The organism is Georgenia sp. M64, assembly GCF_038049925.1.
In the GTDB taxonomy this organism is placed as follows: Bacteria; Actinomycetota; Actinomycetes; order Actinomycetales; family Actinomycetaceae; genus Georgenia.
Window position 1 is genome coordinate 2997429 of the sequence record NZ_CP145809.1, and the last position, 15701, is coordinate 3013129.

Sequence of the window (15701 nt, forward strand, 5' to 3'; positions counted from 1 at the left end):
GCCACACAAGAGGTCCGACTTGTGTATTTCAAATTGTGGAAAACCACGCGAATCCACAGGGCATTCGCCATGCCGTCGCCCCGCCACCACCGCTCGCCGTCCCCCTCCCCTGTCGCCTCCCGTTCTGGGTGGATGATCGAACGGCCGATCAGGTCGCCGGTCGGCCGCTGGTGCGGTAGCAATGTGTTATGAGCCTCAAACGTCTGGTCGCCCGGCCCCTGCTCGCCTCCGCCTTCATCGTCGACGGCTTCGACGCCGCGATCCGTCCGGCAGGCCACGTGGCGAGGTTCAAGAAGGTCGCCCCGGCGATGGAGAGGGCCGGCCTGCCCCCGGTCCTCACCGCGGACGCCACCATGCTCACGCGCGCCGTCGGCGTCATCAGCGCGCTATCAGGCCTCATGCTCGCCACCGGCCGGAACCCGCGGTCTGCCGCGCTGACCCTGGCGGTCATCAACATCCCGCTGACTGTCGTGAACAACCCCGCCTGGACCGCCCGCTCGGGCGCCGAGCGCAAGGAACAGCTCTCCGGGCTCCTGCGCGGAGCCGGGATCGCAGGCGGCCTCCTGCTCGCGGCCGCCGACCTCGCGGGCAAGCCCTCCCTCTCCTGGCGTTACGCCAACGCCAAGGATCATCGCGCCGAGCTCCGTGAGGTCAGGACCACGCTCAAGCAGCGGTACAAGAGCTGACCGCTGCTGCCTACCGGGCCCCGGGGAGTCGGGCGTCCACCCGGCCTCGGGAGACGGCACCGCCCACGTCCGTGCCGCGCACTACCCTCGCAACCATGACGACGCCTGTGGATCCCTGGCCCGCCCCCGTCGCCACGGGACCGCTCGACGCCGTCGTCGACGTCCCCGGCTCCAAGTCCCTCACGAACCGCTACCTGATCCTCGCAGCGCTCGCCGACGGGCCCACGGAGCTGGTGGCCCCTCTCCACTCCCGTGACTCGGCACTCATGGTGGGAGCGCTCCGGGCGCTCGGCGTCTCGGTCGAGGAGACCGGCGCAGACCTGCACGTCACCCCCGCCCGTCTGCACGGCCCCGCCGACGTCGACTGCGGGCTGGCAGGCACCGTCATGCGTTTCGTCCCCGCGCTCGCCGTCCTCGCCGACGGCGACGTCCGACTCGATGGTGACCCGCGGGCCCGACAGCGCCCCATGGGGCCCGTCGTCAGGGCGCTGCGCGATCTCGGAGCGCGTGTCGACAGCGCGACGGACTCGAGCGGAGACGCCGTCCTGCCGATGACCGTTCACGGCGCAGGTTCCCTGCCAGGGGGCGCGGTCGACGTCGACGCCTCGGGGTCAAGCCAGTTCGTCTCGGCCCTCCTCCTCGCCGCACCCGCCTACGACGCCGGCATCGACCTCCGGCACACCGGTGCCACACTGCCGTCCCTGCCGCACGTCGCCATGACGGTGGCGGTGCTGCGCGAGCGCGGCGTGCGCGTCGACGAGCTCACCGAGGAGGGCTCCCCGGCCGGCGGGACGACCGAGTGGGCACCCACGCGGTGGCGGGTCCATCCCGGACCGGTCTCGGGAGGGCGCATCGTCGTCGAGCCCGACCTGTCCAACGCCGGTCCGTTCCTCGCAGCCGCCCTGGCGGCCGGTGGCACCGTGCGGGTGCCTCGTTGGCCTTCCACCACCACCCAGGCGGGCGACGGGCTCCGCGACCTCCTGGCCCGGATGGGCGCCCGGGTGCACCTCGAGAACGGGACGCTGAGCGTGACCGGCCCCGCCGACGGACGGATCCTGGGCCTGGACGCCGACCTGCACGACGTCGGCGAGCTCGCGCCCACGATCGCGGCCCTGTGCGCCCTCGCCGTCACGCCGTCACGGCTGCGCGGCATCGCGCACCTGCGGGGCCACGAGACCGACCGCCTCGCGGCGATCGTCGCGGAGATCGGCCGGCTGGGCGGTCGGGCCCGTGAGACGGCGGACGGCGTCGAGATCGACCCGTCGCCGTTGCACGGCGCCGAGCTGGAGACCTACGCCGACCACCGCATGGCGACCTTTGCGGCGATCATCGGGTTGCGGGTGCCGGGCGTGCGGGTCCGTGACGTCGCCACGACCGCCAAGACGCTGCCCGACTTCACCGGCATGTGGCACGGGATGCTTCTCGGATGAGGACCCGCTGATGGCCCGGGACACCGGCACGGACGACGATCGCGTCCGGGTACGGCCGAACCCCCGCGGGAACCGGCCCCGTACCAAGAACCGTCCGGACCACGCCGACGCCGTGGGCGCGATGGTGCTCGGCGTCGACCGGGGTCGTTACCACCTCCTCACGGACGACGGCACACGCGTCACGGGCATGAAGGCGCGCGAGCTCGGCCGCGGCGCCCGGACCGCCGTCGTCGTCGGCGACCGGGTGGGCGTGGTCGGAGACGTCTCCGGCCGCAAGGACTCGCTCGCGCGCATCGTCCGGGTCGAGGAGCGGACATCGGTGCTGCGCCGGTCGGCGGAGGACGGCGACGCCCCCGGGGTGGAGCGCGTCATCGTCGCGAACGCGGACCAGCTGGTCATCGTCACGGCACTCGCCGACCCCGAACCACGCCCGCGCATGGTCGACCGGACGCTCGTCGCCGCCTACGACGCGGGGATGGAGCCGGTCCTGTGCCTGACCAAGGCAGACCTGGCCGACCCCGGCCCCTTCCTCGCCCAGTACGAGGCCCTCGACGTCACCGCGCTGGTCACCTCGATCGTCGGGGACGAGATCTGCGGACTCGACGCCCTGCGCGAGCGCCTCACGGGACGGGTCTCCGTGCTCATCGGGCACTCCGGGGTGGGCAAGTCCACCCTGGTCAACGCCCTGGTGCCCGACGCCTTCCGTGCCACTGGCGTGGTGAACGTCGTCACGGGCCGCGGCCGGCACACCTCCTCGTCCGCCGTCGCACTTCCCCTGCCCGGTGGCGGCTGGGCGATCGACACCCCGGGGGTCCGCTCGTTCGGCCTGAGCCACGTCGGCGCCGACGACCTCCTGCGGGGTTTCGCCGACCTCGCCGAGGTCGCCGCGCAGTGCCCGCGCGGTTGCAGCCATGCCGAGGACGCCCCGGACTGCGCCCTGGACGAGTGGGTGGCGAGCGGCTCGGCCGGGGACGCGGGCCGGGCCAGGCTGGACTCGTTCCGCCGTCTGCTCGCCGCACGCTCCGGCGCCGCGGAGGCCTGACCGGCCGAACCGCGCGGGCGCGGTACCGTGCCAGCCATGCAGCAAGCCGCCAGCCGCTACACCGACGACCTGCGCCTCGCGCACGTCGTCGCCGACCAGGTCGACGGGCAGACCATGTCCCGGTTCGGCGCGCAGGACCTCCGGGTGGAGTCCAAGCCCGACCTCACCCCCGTCTCGGACGCCGACCGCAGCGCCGAGGAGATCGTCCGGGCGCAGCTCGCCCGGACCCGGCCGCGTGACTCCGTGCTCGGGGAGGAGTTCGGCACCACCGGCCACTCACCGAGACAGTGGGTCATCGACCCCATCGACGGGACGAAGAACTTCGTCCGGGGGGTGCCCGTCTGGGCCACGCTCATCGGGCTGGTCGAGAACGGCGAGGTCGTCCTCGGCGTCGTCTCCGCACCGGCGCTGAACCGGCGCTGGTGGGCGGCCCGCGGCTCCGGCGCCTGGACCGGCCGGTCGCTCTCGGCGGCGCGTCAGCTGCACGTCTCCGCCGTCGGCGACCTGGCCGACGCCTCCCTCAGCTACTCCTCGCTCGACGGGTGGGCGGACCGGGGCAGCCTGCGGGCGTTCCTGGGCCTGGCCCAGAACGTGTGGCGCACCCGCGCCTACGGCGACTTCTGGTCCTACATGCTCGTGGCCGAGGGGGCGGTCGACATCGCCTGCGAGCCGGACCTCGAGCTGTACGACATGGCGGCGCTCGTCCCGATCGTCACCGAGGCGGGCGGGCGGTTCACCAGCCTCGAGGGCGTGGACGGACCCTGGGGCGGCAGCGCGGTCGTGACGAACTCCCTCCTGCACGAGGCGGTCCTCGCCGAGCTGGCCTCCCAGGAGGACTGACCCGCCCGAGGACCGGAGTGCCCCTCGCCGTGTCACTCGGCGTCGATGTCGGTGGGCCGGGTTAGCGTCACGGACATGCGGATCCTCCACACCTCCGACTGGCACCTGGGCCGCACCCTGCACGGGGTGGACCTCGGCGTCCACCACGAGGCGTTCCTCGAGCACCTCGTCCAGGTGGTGCGCGACGAGGCGGTCGACGCCGTCGTCGTCGCCGGTGACGTGTACGACCGTGCCGTCCCCCCGGTCGGGTCGGTGGAGCTGCTCTCCGAGACCCTCGCCCGGCTGACGGAGGCCGCCCACGTCGTCCTCACCCCCGGCAACCACGACTCCGCCGCCCGGCTCGGGTTCGGCGCGGCGATGTTCCGCGACCGCCTGTCCGTGCGGTCGCGCGTGGCGGAGATCGGCACCCCGGTCACCCTGCCCGACCGTGACGGCGACGCCGGCGCGTACGTCTACCCCCTGCCCTACCTCGACCCCTACATGGCCCGCGACGACCTCGCCGACGACGGACCTGACGGTCGGACCGTCCGGCCGGCACGGTCCCACGAGGCGGTGACCTCCGCCGCCGTGCGGCGCGTCCAGAAGGACCTCAGCCCGCGCCGCGCCTCGGACGAGCGGCGGGTCCCGGCCATCCTCCTGGCGCACGCGTTCGTCACCGGCGGGGACGTGAGCGAGTCGGAGCGCGACATCCGGGTGGGCGGGGTGGACAGTGTCCCCTCGGGGGTCTACGGGCCGCTCGGCGGCCTGGACTACGTCGCCCTGGGCCACCTCCACGGCGCTCAGCGCGTGGGCCGTGAGGGGACCGACCCGGTCATGCGCTACGCCGGGTCGCCGCTGGCGTTCTCCTTCTCCGAGCAGCACCACCGCAAGTCGACGACGCTGGTCGACCTCGGTCCCGACGGTGTCCGCGACGTCCGGCTCCTCGAGGCGCCGGTCCCGCGCCGGCTCGGTGACGTCACGGGCACGATGAGCGAGCTGCTCTCCCGCGCCTACGACGACCGTGCGGACCACTGGCTGCGGGTCACCGTGACCGACGACGCCCGGCCGGAGCACCTGTGGGCGACGGTCACCCGGCGGTTCCCCCACGCCCTCGTGGTCCAGCACCGGCCCGCGCGGCTCCTGGAGGCCTCGGGCCCGAGCGCCGTCACCGCCGCGCAGGACCCGCTCGAGGTCGCCGCACAGTTCCTCCTCACCGCCGGGGGCCGCGCCCCGGAGGAGGCCGAGCTGGAGGTCCTGCGCCGGGCCTACGAGTCCGTCCTGGCCGGGGATCGGAGCGCCTGATGCGCATCCACCGCCTCGTCCTGGAGGCCGTCGGCCCCTTCCCCGGCCGTCACGAGATCGACTTCGACGCCCTGGCCACCTCCGGGCTGTTCCTCCTCGAGGGGCCGACCGGTGCCGGCAAGTCCACCGTGATCGACGCCGTCGTCTTCGCCCTCTACGGCAAGGTCGCGGGCGCCGAGGCCTCCGACGACCGGCTCCACTCCGACTTCGCCGGTCCCGAGGCGGAGCCGTCCGTCGAGCTGACCTTCTCGACGGCCGCCGGCATCTTCCGGATCTGGCGCTCACCCACCTTCCGTCGGCCCAAGAAGCGCGGCGGCGGCTTCACGCAGCAGAACGCCCGGGCTCGGCTCTGGCGGCTCGCGGCGGTGGGCGACGAGGGTGAGCCGGTCTCCGCCCACGTCCAGGAGGTCGGGACGGAGCTGAGCCGGATCGTCGTCCTCGACCGGGCACAGTTCACCCAGACCGTGGTCCTCCCCCAGGGCCAGTTCGCGTCGTTCCTGCGGGCACGTCCGGAGGACCGCCGCACCGTCCTGCAGGACGTCTTCGGCACCGAGATCTACGAGCGGCTCCAGCGCACGCTCGCCGAGATGGCCCGCGACACGCGGGCGGCGGTCGAGCGGGCTCGCGCCGAGGTCACGGGCTCGGCCCGCTCCTTCGCCGAGGCCGCCCAGCGCCTCACCGCGGCGGGTCAGGAGGCGGGTGCCGGCCGGGACGACGCAGCGGTCCAGGACGAGGCAGCGCGTCAGGACGGCGCAGCGGTCCAGGACGATGCAGCGGTCCAGGACGAGTCGACCCGGCGGGTCCTGGACGCCGCCGCCGCGATGGACCACCGGGCGCTGTGCCGGATCACCGCGGAGACACGCTCGGCCGCCCGGAGAGTCGTGGACGCCGCGGCGGCGCTGCGCGAGGAGACACGGGTCGCCGAGGAGCGCGCGCGGACGCGGCTCCACGCGGAGGAGCAGCTCGCCGACCTCGTGGAGCGCCGGCGCATCCTCCTGGCCGAGCAGGAGACGCTCGCCGCGCGGGACGGCGCCGTGGCTGCCGAGGTGGCCAGGCTCGATCTCGCCCGGCGGGCCGCGTCCGTCGCGCCCGTGCTGGTTCTGCTCGACCGGGCACGCCGCAGCCTCGTGGAGGCAGACGAGACGTGCGAGCGGCTCGACCTGGGCCCCGACGCCGACCTGGCCTCGCTTGACGACGTCGACGACCTCCGCGCCGCCCACGACGCCGCCACCGCGGAGCTGGGCTCGCTGTCGGCCCTGGTGACGCTGGAGGACGGGCTCGCTGCCCGTGGAACGGGCCTGTCCGCGGCCCGCGCGCAGCACGAGGCCGACACGGTCGCCTACGCCCTCGCGCAGAACCTGCTCGACGAGCGCCCTGCGGCACGCGAGCTGCTCGTCGAGACCATGAGCGCCTTCCGGGACGCGGGAGCGGCCCACGCCGAGGCCCAGGCCGCCGCGACGAACGCACGCGCCCGGGTCAACGCCGCGACGGAGGCGGCCCACCGGTCCCGCGACCTCGCCGCGGCGGAGGTGGAGATGGCCGACCGGGCGGCCGCCGCAGTCCGAGCCGCCGATGCGGAGCACGCGGCACGACGACGATGGGTGGCCGGCATGGCGGGCGCGCTGGCGGGCGAGCTCGTGCCGGACGCCGCCTGCCCGGTGTGCGGGTCGGTCGAGCACCCCGCCCCGGCGGAGCTCTCCCCCGAGCACGCCACCGAGGACGAGGTCGCTGCGGCCACGGCGGTCCGGGAAGCCGCTGACGAGGTCCTCGTCCGTGCGCGGACACGCGTGGCCGGTCTGCGAGAGCAGCTGGCCGGGTTGCACCACCTCGCGGGAGGCCTGGACGTCGCAGCCGCACGGGCCGCGCTCGAGGATGCCGAGCGGGCCGTGGCGGACGCGAAGGCCGCCATCTACCGCTCGGCCGAGCTCGACCAGGAGCTGGCAGACCACGACGCGGAGACTGCCCGGCTCACCGCAGAGCTGGGCAGGGCGCAGTCGGCGCTCGCCGTCGAGACCGAGCGGCTCGAGCAGCTCGCCGCCCGCCTGCGCGAGGACCAGGCACGGTGCGCTCTCGCCTGCGGTCCCGCCGGTTCGGTCGCTGAACGAGCGAGGGCGCTCGAGCGCCGCGCCACGACCGCGCTGGCCCTCCTCGACGCCATCCTCGAGCGGCGCAGCGCCACCCTGGCGCGCGACGACGCCCTCGCCCAGCTCGAGAGGGCACTGTCGGAGACCGGGCTCCGCGACGCCGAGACAGCGCACCGCGGTGCGCTCCCGCCCGACGAGCGGACCCGGCTCGAGCAGTCGGTGCGACGCCACGAGAGCGCCGTCGAGCGGGTGACCGCCGAGCTCGCCGAGCCGGCCGTGAGCAGCCTCGCGGGCGACGAGCAGCCGGACGTCGAGGCTGCGGCAGCAGCCCACGCCGCGGCGATGGCGGACCTCACCGACGCCGCGGCCGCCGCCCGCGAGGCCGAGCTCACCGCCACCCATGTCACCGACGCCGCGCACCGGCTCGAGACCGACCTCGCCGCCCACACGCGCGACGTGGAGCAGGCCGCCCCCCTCCTGCGCGCGGCGGCGCTGACGAACGCCACCGACATGACCGACATGACGCTGGCCACCTATGTGCTGGTGCGCCGGTTCGAGGACGTCGTCGCCGCGGCCAACGACCGCCTGGCGGAGATGTCGGACGGCCGATACTCGCTCGAACGCATCGACGAGCGCGAGGGCGGACAGCGCTCACGCCGCGCCGGCCTGGGCCTGCAGGTGCAGGACCACGTCACCGAGACGCCCCGCGACCCGCGCACCCTCTCGGGCGGCGAGACGTTCTACGTCTCGCTGTGCCTGGCCCTCGGTCTCGCCGACGTCGTGCGGGCCGAGGCGGGCGGCGTCGAGCTCGGGACGCTGTTCGTCGACGAGGGGTTCGGCTCGCTCGACCCGGCCACCCTCGACGCCGTCATGGCCGAGCTGGGCCGTCTCCGGGAAGGCGGCCGTGCCGTCGGGATCGTCTCGCACGTCGCCGAGCTCAAGGACCGGATCCCCGAGCGCATCGAGGTCCGGCGCACCCGGGACGGGGCGTCGACGCTGCGGGTGCGCTGCTAGGCGGAGAGCTCACGGCGGAGGTCCGCCAGCTCGACCACGTCGAACCACAGGAGGTCGCGCTCGGCGGCCCGCTCGAGCGCCTCCTCGTCACCACCCGCCGCAGCCAGGACGTCCTGCTCGGCCTCCGGCTCGTCGACGAGGATCGCGACCACCTCGGACCAGTCGACCGGCTCGACGACCTCGACCGCCGTGGGGAGCTGCTCCTCGCCGAGCACCTCCGGCACGAGGACGGCGGAGTCCGGCATGTCGGCGACGATCACCACCCTGCGCGGCGCGACGTGCCCGCCCGCCGCCGCGGGGGCTGTGCCGGACCCGAGCAGCGTGACGGACTCGTCGGCGGCGGCGAGGGTCGCCACCATCTCCAGGCCCTCGTCGTCCTCCTCCGGGAGCTCGGCTCGTAACCCGGTCGTGACGGCGTGGGCCCATCGCGGCGTGAGGCCGGACCGCAGGTCGGCAGAGGTGGCGGGCAGGTACAGGCGCATGGTCACAGTGTGGCGCGATCGGCGCTCAGCGGCTCCGCGCCATGCGGAGCAGCCCGAACCGGGCGCGAGGACGTGGACGGCTCTCCCCCGCCAGCCGGCGGGCCAGCTGCTCGAGGGCGAGCCGGGCGGCCGAGGTCGGGGCGACCTCGGCCAAGGTCCTGCCCTGGAGGAGCGCCCGGTCCGTCGCCGGCCGGTCGTCAGGGACGATGACCGCGTCGGTGACCCCACCGAACCGGGCGAGCGCCTCCTGGACGGCCTCCTCCGGGGCCGGTCCCGCTGCGGAGGCCCGCAGCCGGTTCACCAGGACGACCCGTTCGGGCGGCTGCACACCGGCCTCGGTCAGCTGGCCGAGGGCCATGACGAGCCGCCGCATCCCCACCGGCTCACCGGAGCCGACCACGACGACGACGTCCGCGGCCCCGAGTGCCGATGTGGCGGCCTGGTGGCGGCGCGGCCCGTAGGCCTGGTCCGCGCCGGCGGCCTCGTCCAGCCCCGGCCCCAGGTCGACCACGGTGACGTCGGCGACCTCGCGGGCCACCTCCCAGAGCACGTCGAGAGCGGCCGCGGGAAGCTCGCGCCACCTGTCCGCCCGCGTCAGGCCCGTGAGCACGCGCATCCCGGGCTCGACCCTGGGACACAGGGCCCGGAGCGTCGGTGCGTCGAGTCGCCCGTGGGAGGCGTGCCGCGCCGCGGCGGCCACCGCCGACGAGTCGTCGAGGAGGCCCAGCGTCTGGGTGACCGAGGGGGCGTCGGTGTCGGCGTCGACGAGGAGCGCCGACCTGCCGAGCAGCGCGATCTCCGCGGCCAGGGAGACCGCGACCGTCGTGCGCCCGGGCGCACCGGGCGGGCCCCACACGGCGACGAGGCGTCCCGGCGGGCGCAGGTCCGAAACCGCCGGCCCACTGTCGACGGACGCCGGGGAAGCCCGACCGCGGGCACGGACCTCGGCCCCACCCGCATCGTCCGGCTCGAGGTCCGGCTCGCATCGCGACCGGGCGCCCGTCACGTCGACGGTCCGGCCGCCGGGCTGGGCGCCGCCTGGTGCACCCCCGGTCCCGGTCTCGGTGTCGGTGTCGGTCCCGAGACCGTCCGGGCCCTCTCCGGAGGCTCGAGCACGCACCGTCCGGGCGAGGACCGCGTCGACGAGCGCGTCGGCGCTCGTCACGACCTCCGTGGCGCCGAGCGCGGCGCAGCGCTCGAGCTCCTCCGGCGCCGCCACGAGGACGCAGTCGACCCCCGCCGTGCGCAGCCCCATCACGGCCGGTCGGTCGACCCCGGGCAGGTCGGCCGCCAGGACGGCGAGCTCGCCGAGACCGGCCACCGCCGCGGCCAGCACCTCCGGGACGTCGGCGCAGCGCCGGACCACCCGGGTCCCGCTGCCCGGCGCGTCCAGGCGGCGGACCACGTCGGTCTCCTCCGGGCCGGTCAGGGCGACGAGGACCCCGATCACGCGTCGCCGTCCGTCCCCGCCGGTCCGGTCGCCGCGTCGGTGGGTGCCGCGACGTCCGGCAGATCGCCGCCGAACGTCGGGACGACGACGAGGTGGCCGTCTCCGGGCAGCGCAGCGAGCACCTGAGGCAGGTCGAGCCGTGGGACGAGCAGCTCCACCGACACGCCGGTTCCCCCGGTGAACATGGACTCGTCCTCGACGACGTCGGAGACCACGAGGTCGGCCGCCAGCAGCGACGGCTCCGCGGGCCCGTCCTCGCCCAGGCCGCTCACCGGCGGCGGTGGGGCCAGCCAGAGATCGACCACGGAGCCGGCCGCGAGGTCCGCCGGGACGGACGCGTCCAGCGGGACGACGACCGGGCGCGCATCCACGTCGTCGGCGAGCCCGAGCGCGCTTCGCGGCACGAGCTCGCCGGCCCCAACGGTCCGGACCGCGACTGCTCCCTCGGGCAGGTCGGCGTCCGCCCGGAGGTAGAGGCTCTCCTGCGCCCCCAGCCGCACCTCCTGCACGACGAGCGCCGATGCGTCCAGGGACTGCCCAGGAGTGACGGCCTCGCGGGTCGCGTAGACCTCGACCGTGTCGGCCGCGTCCCGTACCGCCCAGGTTCCCAGAGCCACCGAGCCGGCGACGAGCAGCACCCCCACCCCGAGCCGCGGGTCACGCCAGGTGGGCCGGCGCAGTCGCCGCACCGCGTCATCGTGCACCATCGTGGTCCCCCTCGTCGTCGGCCACGGCCCATCGTGCCCGTTGATGCCCGGTGGTGCCGTCAGATGTCCACAGCTGCCCCGCGATGCACCGGGATGCGCGGTGACGGTGGGATGATGTGGACATGGCGCAACGCTTCCTCACCCTCGCCGACGTCGCCGAGGAGCTCGCCGTCTCCGTGGCGCAGGTCCGGGTGCTCGTCCGCTCCGGCGAGCTCCCCGCGATCCAGGTGGGTGGCCGCAACCAGTGGCGGGTGGAGATCTCCTCGTTGGAGGAGTACATCCAGCAGCAGTACGCCCGCACCCGCGAGCGGATCGAGAGCGGGCGCGTCATGGATGACTCACCGACAGCAACGACCTCAGGCTCAGACTGACCAGGTCCTCCCCGCGCACGGAGGGGCGCTGCGGGCGCAGGTCGACGTGGTCGGCCCCGACGCGCTCGAGCCAGCCCGTGTAGCGGCCGGCGTCGCTGCTGACCTGCACGAGGACCTCCGATCGCGCCAGACCCCGCAGCACGTGGGTGATCCGCAGGCGCGACTCCGCCACACCGGCCTCGGGCGCGACCCGGCCCAGCGGCCATGCCATCGCGACCGCGTCCACCGGGACCACGGTGCGCCGATCGCCCTCCGCGAGCAGGAACCACTGCGGGGCGGCATCCAGCACCCGTCCGTGCAGACCGTCGCCGGACCGTAACCGCACCCGCAGGTCGGAGCCGGTCCTCGCACGGATCCGGTCGGACAGGTGGACCGTCCCGACCTCGGCCTCCGTGAGCTCGGCGACCTGGTGGTCCTGCTCCTCGCGCGCGGCGGCGTCGTACTGGCTCTGAAGGTCCTGGAAGAGCGTTTCCCACCGCACGTTGTGCACCGTAGGGCACTTCGGACGCCGGATGGTCCGATTTCGGCGCACACGTCGTCGCAGATCAGAGCGCTGATGTCCACAGATCACAGGAGGTGCTTTACCCCGAGGCCTCCTTGCTGTAGACCTAATGTCATCAAAGTGCATCAAACGTCATCATCACTGATCCAGGGCGACCCATCGACACGGAGGCAGGACGCATGGGTACGGCAGAAGCGGGATCCGTTGGGAGCGGTACCGCAAGGGCGGCAGAAGCGGGATCCGTCCGGAGCGGTGCCGCCCGCGGCGGCGCTGCAGCGGTCACCGTGCCCGTCGTCCTCGTGGGGTCCACGTTCGCAACCTTGGGCCTCACCCTCCATGCTCGCGAGCTGGCGGCCGCGCTCGTCGAGACCATGCCGCTGCGGAGCTCCGACCTGCCGGACGTGGTCGCCCTCGCCCTGGTCCTCGTCGGAGCGGCGGTCGCCGGCTGGTACCTCCTCAGCGCGCTGACCGCGGCCGCGCTGCTGCTCGCGCGGGGCGGCGGTGGCACGACCACGCGGCTCCAGGCTTGGCTCACGCGCTGGGGCGCACCAGCGCTGCGTCGAGCTTTCGCCACCACAGCAGTGGCGTCCATGGGGCTGGGCGTGGCCGTCAGCACGAGCGCCATGGCGGCCCCCACCGACGGGCCGTCGACCACGGTCGAGGCACCATCCCTCTCGGCGGAACAGGTCGACCCGGTGCCGGCCGATCTGGGCTGGGGAGCACCGTCGCCGTCCGAGCGCCCGGACGAGCGCGTCCCCGCCCCGCCCAGCACCGCGGCCGTCCCGGCCGGGACCCCCGGCGCACCGTCGGGAGGCACACCGAGGGCGACCAGCGCCGCGGCGGCGACCGGCGCGGCACCGAGAAAGTCCGACCCCGGACGGCCGGACCAGCTCGCCGGCCCGGCCCCGACGTCCGCTCCCCGACCGGACGAGGCGCGGGGGGCGACGACGGAGACCCCCTCCGTGGGCTCACCTCTGCCTCCCGACCCCACCGCTCCGTCCACCGGAGCACCGGTCGCACGAACCGCGACCGCGCCCCCGGCCACGCCGGGTGCACCGACCAGCGCCGACCGGGCCCCCTCCCCCTCTGTGCCGGGCCCCGCCGACACCAGCGGGTCGGAGGTCACCCGTGACGGCGAGGCCGCGCACCTGGTGCGCGCCGGCGAGTCCCTGTGGAGCGTCGCCGCCGGACACCTCGGGTCGGGCGCGAGCGACGCTGAGGTGGCCGCCGCCTGGCCGCGCTGGTACCGCGAGAACGTCGTGACCATCGGTCCCGACCCCGACCTCATCCATCCCGGCCAGCTGCTCCAGGCCCCGAGCGAGGAGATCCCATGAGTACACCGACCGTCACCCGGCCACCGACGGCGGGCGAGCCGCACCGCGCGGTGCGACGGCCCCCGCACGGCCTGGCCGCCACGGACGTGCCACGGACGTCCTCCGCCCGCCCGTGGGACCGGGTCCGGTTCACCGGCCCGGCAGCGGCCCGGGCGTCGCAGGACCCGCCTGGGGAGCCGGGTGAGCTTCCCGATCCTCAGCAGTGGGCGGGGGCGCTCGTGCGGTCCGCCGTCGAGGCCCTGCTGGGTGTCCGTCCGACGGCGCAGCTGGCTCGTTGGCTCAGCTCCGAGCTGTACGACTCCCTCGCCCGCCGGGCAGGTCTGGCGGTGCGGGTGCTGGGGCGGCCGGCGGTCGCACGCCGGGCCATGGTGCGGCGGGTCCACGTGTGCGAGGTGGGACCCGGGGCCGTCGAGGCCTCCGTGGTGGTCCACGACGGTGAACGCGTGCGAGCGGCCGCGGTGCGCCTCGAGGCGCACCGCGGCCGCTGGCGGGCCACCGCCCTGGAGATCGGCTGATTCGACTGACCGGCTGACCGGCTGACCGGCTGACCGGCTGACCGGCTGACCGGCTGACCGGCTACAGGTTCCGGAACATCTGGTCGAACGACGGCACGTCGCCGTAGAGGTCCGCCGGTCCGGCGTTCTCGCGGGCCGCCACCATCTCCGCGAGCTCACGACCGGCCCGGGCGATCCGGTTCGGCAGGGGGTTGACGGTGTCCGTCTCCCCGGCCCAGTCCTCGGTGGCGGCGAAGACCGATGTCGTCGCGACGTCGGCGCGCAGGTAGGTCAGCAGCGGCCGGACCGAGTACTCCAGCGCCAGGGAGTGCCGCGCGGTTCCCCCGGTGGCGCCGAGGAGGACAGGCATCCCGACGAGGGCGTCCTTGTCGATCACGTCGACGAACGACTTGAACAGGCCCGAGTACGTCGTGGTGAAGATCGGCGTGACCGCGACGAGACCGTCCGCGCGGGTCACCTTGTCCATCACCTCCGCCAGGGCTCCGGTCGCGAAGCCGGTGAGCATGGTGTTGACGATTTCGTGCGCGACGTCCCGCAGCTCGACGGTCTCGACGGTGGCGGTGACCCCGCGCGCGTCGAGCTCGGTGACGGTGGCGCCGGCCAGACGGTCCGCCAGCAACCGGGTGGAGGACGGCCGGCCCAGGCCCGCCGAGACGACGACGATGGTGCGCTCGCTCATGAGTGATCCTGCTTCCTGGTCGGTGCTCTCACAGCCCGAAGGCGGCGCCGGCGCGGTCAGCGGCGGCGGTGTCGTCCTCGGCGGTCCGGCCGGTCCACGTGTCCTCGCCGGCGACGTGGCCACCGGCGGCGGTGCCCGCCTGACGCGCCTTCGCGACGCGTTCGGCGTGGGTCGGGGGACCCGACGGGACGTCGGCCGGCCGGGTTGCCTCGTTCTCCTTGCGCAGCGCCGGGACGATCTCCTCGGCGAGGAGGTCGATCTGCTCGAGCACGGTCTTCAGCGGCAGCCCGGCGTGGTCGATGAGGAAGAGCTGACGCTGGTAGTGCCCGACCACGTCCTTCATCGCCGCGTAGCGGTCGATGATCTCCTGCGGTGAGCCCACCGTCAGCGGGGTCTCGGCGGAGAAGTCCTCCATCGAGGGCCCGTGGCCGTAGACCGGGGCGTTGTCGAAGTACGGCCGGAACTCGGCCTTGGCGTCCTGGGAGTTCTTCCGGGCGAAGAACTGGCCGCCCAGCCCCACGATCGCCTGGTTCGCCGGCCCGTGGCCGTAGTGCTCGAACCGCTCCCGGTAGTACTGGACCATCCGGCGCGTGTGCGACAGGGGCCAGAAGATGTTGTTGTGGAAGAAGCCATCACCGTAGTAGGCGGCCTGCTCGGCGATCTCCGGGGACCGGATCGAGCCGTGCCAGACGAACGGCGGCACGCCGTCCAGCGGGCGGGGGGTGGCGGTGAAGCCCTGGAGCGGGGTCCGGAACTTCCCCTGCCAGTCCACGACCTCCTCCTCCCAGAGGCGCCGCAGGAGGGCATAGTTCTCGATGGCGAGGTTGATGCCCTGGCGGATGTCCTTGCCGAACCAGGGGTACACCGGCCCGGTGTTGCCCCGGCCCATCATGAGGTCCATGCGCCCGTCCGAGATCACCTGCAGCATGGCGTAGTCCTCGGCGATCTTCACCGGGTCGTTCGTCGTGATGAGGGTCGTCGCGGTGGACAGGACGATGTTCTTCGTCGTCCCGGCGAGGTAGCCGAGCATCGTCGTCGGCGAGGACGCCACGAACGGCGGGTTGTGGTGCTCGCCGGTCGCGAAGACGTCCAGCCCCGCCTGGTCCGCGTGCTGCGCGATCCGCAGCATGGCCCGGACGCGCTCGGTGTCGTCGGGGGTGCGCCCCGTGGTGGGGTCGGTGGTGACGTCACTGACCGTGAAGATTCCGAACTGCATGACCGCGCCTCTCATTTCGATGCATCTGCATGTACATGTCCGTCAACCACGACCCCTGTGCGGCTATT

15 protein-coding genes are annotated in these 15701 nt (G+C 74.3%); 9 read left to right on the forward strand and 6 right to left on the reverse strand.

The window, feature by feature from the left end:
* Window positions 1–188 precede the first annotated feature (188 nt).
* The 6 genes from AAEM63_RS13455 (at window position 189) to AAEM63_RS13480 (ending at window position 8377) form a co-directional block, all read left to right on the forward strand.
* Window positions 189–686: a DoxX family protein gene (locus tag AAEM63_RS13455; RefSeq protein ID WP_341358754.1), complete on the forward strand. Its 498-nt coding sequence runs from the start codon at window positions 189–191 to the stop codon at window positions 684–686.
* Window positions 687–781: 95 nt separating this feature from the next.
* Window positions 782–2116 (forward strand): 3-phosphoshikimate 1-carboxyvinyltransferase, encoded by a 1335-nt coding sequence (gene aroA, locus AAEM63_RS13460; RefSeq protein ID WP_341358755.1) that lies wholly within the window; start codon window positions 782–784, stop codon window positions 2114–2116.
* Window positions 2117–2126: 10 nt separating this feature from the next.
* On the forward strand, window positions 2127–3158 hold the full coding sequence (gene rsgA / locus AAEM63_RS13465) for a ribosome small subunit-dependent GTPase A (protein WP_341358756.1): 1032 nt from the start codon (window positions 2127–2129) through the stop codon (window positions 3156–3158).
* 36 nt (window positions 3159–3194) lie between these two features.
* On the forward strand, window positions 3195–3998 hold the full coding sequence (hisN, locus tag AAEM63_RS13470) for a histidinol-phosphatase (protein ID WP_341358757.1): 804 nt from the start codon (window positions 3195–3197) through the stop codon (window positions 3996–3998).
* Window positions 3999–4073: 75 nt separating this feature from the next.
* Window positions 4074–5279, forward strand: a complete 1206-nt coding sequence (locus tag AAEM63_RS13475) for an exonuclease SbcCD subunit D C-terminal domain-containing protein (RefSeq protein ID WP_341358758.1) — start codon at window positions 4074–4076, stop codon at window positions 5277–5279.
* On the forward strand, window positions 5279–8377 hold the full coding sequence (locus AAEM63_RS13480; RefSeq protein ID WP_341358759.1) for an SMC family ATPase: 3099 nt from the start codon (window positions 5279–5281) through the stop codon (window positions 8375–8377). Before AAEM63_RS13475 ends, AAEM63_RS13480 begins: the two co-directional genes overlap by 1 nt.
* Here AAEM63_RS13480 and AAEM63_RS13485 read toward each other — a convergent pair.
* From AAEM63_RS13485 to AAEM63_RS13495, 3 genes are read right to left on the reverse strand one after another with little or no spacing between them, the layout of a single operon-like run.
* The gene (locus AAEM63_RS13485; RefSeq protein WP_341358760.1) at window positions 8374–8859 is read right to left on the reverse strand and encodes a hypothetical protein; all 486 of its coding nucleotides are present in this window, start codon (window positions 8857–8859) and stop codon (window positions 8374–8376) included. The two genes, AAEM63_RS13480 and AAEM63_RS13485, sit on opposite strands and share 4 nt — an antisense overlap.
* Before the next feature lie 25 nt (window positions 8860–8884).
* Entirely contained in the window at window positions 8885–10309 is a 1425-nt protein-coding gene (locus tag AAEM63_RS13490; RefSeq protein WP_341358761.1) for a hypothetical protein, read from the reverse strand.
* Window positions 10306–11016, reverse strand: a complete 711-nt coding sequence (locus AAEM63_RS13495) for a hypothetical protein (protein ID WP_341358762.1) — start codon at window positions 11014–11016, stop codon at window positions 10306–10308. The genes AAEM63_RS13490 and AAEM63_RS13495 overlap by 4 nt, the downstream gene beginning before the upstream one ends.
* 122 nt (window positions 11017–11138) lie before the next feature.
* Between AAEM63_RS13495 and AAEM63_RS13500 the strand changes: the two genes are divergently transcribed.
* Window positions 11139–11387, forward strand: coding sequence for a helix-turn-helix domain-containing protein (locus tag AAEM63_RS13500; protein ID WP_341358763.1), 249 nt, complete (start codon window positions 11139–11141; stop codon window positions 11385–11387).
* On the opposite strand, the gene AAEM63_RS13505 is transcribed toward AAEM63_RS13500, so the two are convergent.
* Entirely contained in the window at window positions 11344–11868 is a 525-nt protein-coding gene (locus AAEM63_RS13505) for a hypothetical protein (protein ID WP_341358764.1), read from the reverse strand. The two genes, AAEM63_RS13500 and AAEM63_RS13505, sit on opposite strands and share 44 nt — an antisense overlap.
* Before the next feature lie 341 nt (window positions 11869–12209).
* On the opposite strand from AAEM63_RS13505, the gene AAEM63_RS13510 reads away from it, so the two are divergent.
* Together AAEM63_RS13510 and AAEM63_RS13515 are read left to right on the forward strand one after the other, a co-directional pair.
* Window positions 12210–13223: a hypothetical protein gene (locus AAEM63_RS13510; RefSeq protein WP_341358765.1), complete on the forward strand. Its 1014-nt coding sequence runs from the start codon at window positions 12210–12212 to the stop codon at window positions 13221–13223.
* Window positions 13220–13738 carry an Rv3235 family protein gene (locus AAEM63_RS13515; RefSeq protein WP_341358766.1) on the forward strand — a complete coding sequence of 173 codons (519 nt, stop codon included), beginning with the start codon at window positions 13220–13222 and terminating at the stop codon, window positions 13736–13738. Before AAEM63_RS13510 ends, AAEM63_RS13515 begins: the two co-directional genes overlap by 4 nt.
* Before the next feature lie 61 nt (window positions 13739–13799).
* Here AAEM63_RS13515 and AAEM63_RS13520 read toward each other — a convergent pair whose 3' ends face one another.
* Together AAEM63_RS13520 and AAEM63_RS13525 are read right to left on the reverse strand one after the other, a co-directional pair.
* Window positions 13800–14417, reverse strand: a complete 618-nt coding sequence (locus AAEM63_RS13520; RefSeq protein WP_341358767.1) for an FMN reductase — start codon at window positions 14415–14417, stop codon at window positions 13800–13802.
* A 28-nt stretch (window positions 14418–14445) separates the two neighbouring features.
* Window positions 14446–15633 carry an LLM class flavin-dependent oxidoreductase gene (locus AAEM63_RS13525; protein ID WP_341358768.1) on the reverse strand — a complete coding sequence of 396 codons (1188 nt, stop codon included), beginning with the start codon at window positions 15631–15633 and terminating at the stop codon, window positions 14446–14448.
* Window positions 15634–15701 lie beyond the last annotated feature (68 nt).